The organism is Promineifilum sp. (SeqCode) (assembly GCF_041918635.1).
GTDB lineage: Bacteria > Chloroflexota > Anaerolineae > Promineifilales > Promineifilaceae > Promineifilum.
The window spans coordinates 1-2861 of sequence record NZ_JAYRVJ010000151.1; the positions used below are offsets into that span (position 1 = coordinate 1).

The window sequence follows — 2861 nt, forward strand, 5'->3', positions numbered from 1 at the left end:
AGACGCAGCACCGCTTGCGCGGCGCACTGCACCCCTGCACCCCTGCCCCCCTGCCCCCCTGCACCCCTGCTCCCCCGCTCCCCCTCCCCCTTAGAGTGCCGTTAGATGGGGAACCCGGCGCTTGCGACGGGTCGTCTAGTAGACATATAATCAAGGGTGCGTTCGCGGTGGCTTTGGCCTGTGCGCTGGTGGAGCGTCGGGGAGACTGAAGGTGGGCGCGCCAAGTAGGGGATCACTATGGACTCTAATTTTCTCTGGGCAATAGGCGGCTTTCTCATCGTCCTGACGCCGATCGTCATCGTGCACGAGTTGGGCCACTTCTGGGCGGCCAAGCTGAGCAAGGTGCGCGTGGAGGAGTTCGGCTTTGGCCTGCCGCCGCGCGCCGTCAAGCTGTTCGAACGCAACGGGACGATCTACTCCCTCAACTGGATTCCCGTGGGCGGCTTTGTGCGGCCGGCGGGCGAGGATGATCCCAGTGTGCCCGGCGGCCTGTCGGCGGCGTCGAAGCGCGTGCGGCTGTTCGTGCTGGCCGCGGGGGCGGGCATGAACTTTATCGCCGCGCTCTTCCTGTTCTGGCTGGCCCTGGTGCTGGGCGCGCCGGCCATCCAGATCGACGCCGTCAACCCCGGCTCGCCGGCGGAAGTGGCCGGCCTCCAGCCGGGCGACATCGTCCTGGAAGTGGATGGCCGCCTGGTCATGACTTCCGGCACGCTGGTCAATACGGTGTATGAGCGGGCGGGCACGGCGGTAGACCTGCTGGTGCTGCGCGACGGCGAGCGGCTGACGCTGCCGGTGACGCCGCGCGCTGCGGGCGAGTACGATCCGGCCACCGAAGGCCCGCTGGGTATTGGGCTGGCCGAGGGGCCGCGCATCGGCCGCAACCCGATCGAGGCGGCCACCGGCTCGGTCGAGTTCATGTGGGAGTACGTCTCCCTCTACGCCCGGCTGCCGGCCATGCTGATCAACGGCGAGATCACGGCCCGCGAGGCCCGGCCGGTCAGCATCGTCGGCATCAGCCAGATCGCCGGCGAAGCGGCCGAATCCTCGGCCGACGGGCGCACGCTGTACCCGCTGCTGACGATGGCGGCGTTCATCAGCGTCGCGCTGGGGCTGACCAACCTGCTGCCCATCCCGGCGCTGGACGGCGGGCGCATCCTGTTCGTGCTCATCGAGGCCGTGCGCGGCCGGCGCATCGAGCCGGAGCGCGAGGGGATGGTGCACGTCATCGGTATGCTCGTGCTGCTGGGGTTGATGGCGGTGCTCATCGTTCAGGACATTATCAACCCGATCATCCCGTTTTAGGGGCGCACGTGGGTGTGCGGTCTGGGGTAGGGGCGCACCTGCGTGTGCGCCCAGCACGGATGGGCAGACACGCAGGGGCAGACACGCAGGGGCAGACACGCAGGGGCAGACACGCAGGGGCAGACACGCAGGGGCAGACACGCAGGGGCAGACACGCAGGGGCAGACACGCAGGTCTGCCCCTACTTATGTGACTTATTATGACGACTAAAAAAGAACTTCCTTTTGAATCGGTGCTTTCGTCGCTCTTCACGGAGGAGGAAGCGCCGATCCATTTGCTCTACCGCCTGTCGGATATGTCCGACGCGGACTTCAAGCGGTTCCAGCGCGACTGGCTGGAGGTCGATGTGGAGCGGCGCGCCGCGCTCGTGCGCCACATGGCCGACATCGCCGAAGAGAATTACATCGTGGACTTCACGCCCATCTTCGCTCACCTGTTGGCCGACCAGTACCCGGCCGTGCGCGTGGCCGCGCTCGATGGGCTGTGGGACTCCACCGACACCCACCTGATCCGCCCCATCCTCGACCTGCTGGCGCGCGACCCGGACGTGAGCGTGCGCACCGCCGCCGCCCGCGCCCTGGCCCACTACGTCCTGCTGGCCGAGTGGGGGCAGATGCAACACGACGTGGCTGAGCCGATCGTCGCGGCGCTGCTGGCCGAGTATGAGCGGCCGACGACGCCCCCGCAGGTGAAGCAAGCCGCGCTGGAGGCCGTCGCCTCGTCCGACCATCCGCGCATCCCGGAGCTGATCCGCGACGCTTACGAGGAAGGCTCCTACGACATGCAACTGAGCGCCCTCTTCGCTATGGGCGGCTCGGCCGACCGGCAGTGGCTGCCGATCATCGAGGATGAGATGGGCAGCCCCTCGGCCGACTTCCGCGCCGAGGCCGCCCGCGCCGCCGGGTCGATCGGCAGCAGCGACTCCATCGACACGCTGGAGCAACTGCTGGATGACGACGACCTGGAGGTCGCCATGGCCGCCGTGCTGGCGCTGGGGCAGATCGGCGGCGACCGGGCGTACGCGCTGCTGTCGAGCATGGCCGACGACCCCGCGTATGAGGAGTTGGCCGACGCCGTTGACGAGGCGTTGGAGGAGATGGAGTTTCCAGGCAGCGATTTCGACCTGCTCGCCCTATCCGATGACGACCTGGACCTGGTCGATGACGACGATCTGGCCGATGACCTGCGCGCCAATTGAGCGTCTTCTTCAATGTCCTGACGCAGAACATCCTGCCGATCATGCTGGTGGCCTCCTTCGGCTACTGGCTGCGGCGGCGTTTTGGGCTGGACCTTCGCACACTCAGTAGCGTTGTCTTCAACGTCCTGAGTCCGTGCCTGGTCTTCTCCTCGCTGGTCAGCAGCCAGCTGCCGGCCGAGGAGCTGGCCGAGCTGGCGGCGTTCACGGCGCTCAGCATTGTGGTGATGGGCGGGTTGGCCTTCGGGCTGACCCGCCTGTTGCGTCTGGGGCGGCGGGCGACGGCGACGGTGCTCATCGTCGCCATGTTCGTCAACGGCGGGAACTACGGCATGACGCTGCTCCAGCTGCGCTACGGCGATGA

The 2861-nt window shown here is 67.4% G+C and carries 3 protein-coding genes; all 3 read left to right on the plus strand.

The genetic code is table 11. The features are described from left to right. Positions 1 to 237: 237 nt before the first annotated feature. On the plus strand, positions 238 to 1302 hold the full coding sequence (locus tag ACE3UY_RS04990; protein ID WP_374686450.1) for an RIP metalloprotease: 1065 nt from the start codon (positions 238 to 240) through the stop codon (positions 1300 to 1302). A 199-nt stretch (positions 1303 to 1501) separates the two neighbouring features. Then, entirely contained in the window at positions 1502 to 2500 is a 999-nt protein-coding gene (locus ACE3UY_RS04995) for a HEAT repeat domain-containing protein (protein ID WP_374686451.1), read from the plus strand. Then, positions 2497 to 2861: AEC family transporter (locus ACE3UY_RS05000; protein ID WP_374686452.1), on the plus strand; the 365-nt coding region annotated here is incomplete at its 3' end. The genes ACE3UY_RS04995 and ACE3UY_RS05000, both read left to right, overlap by 4 nt.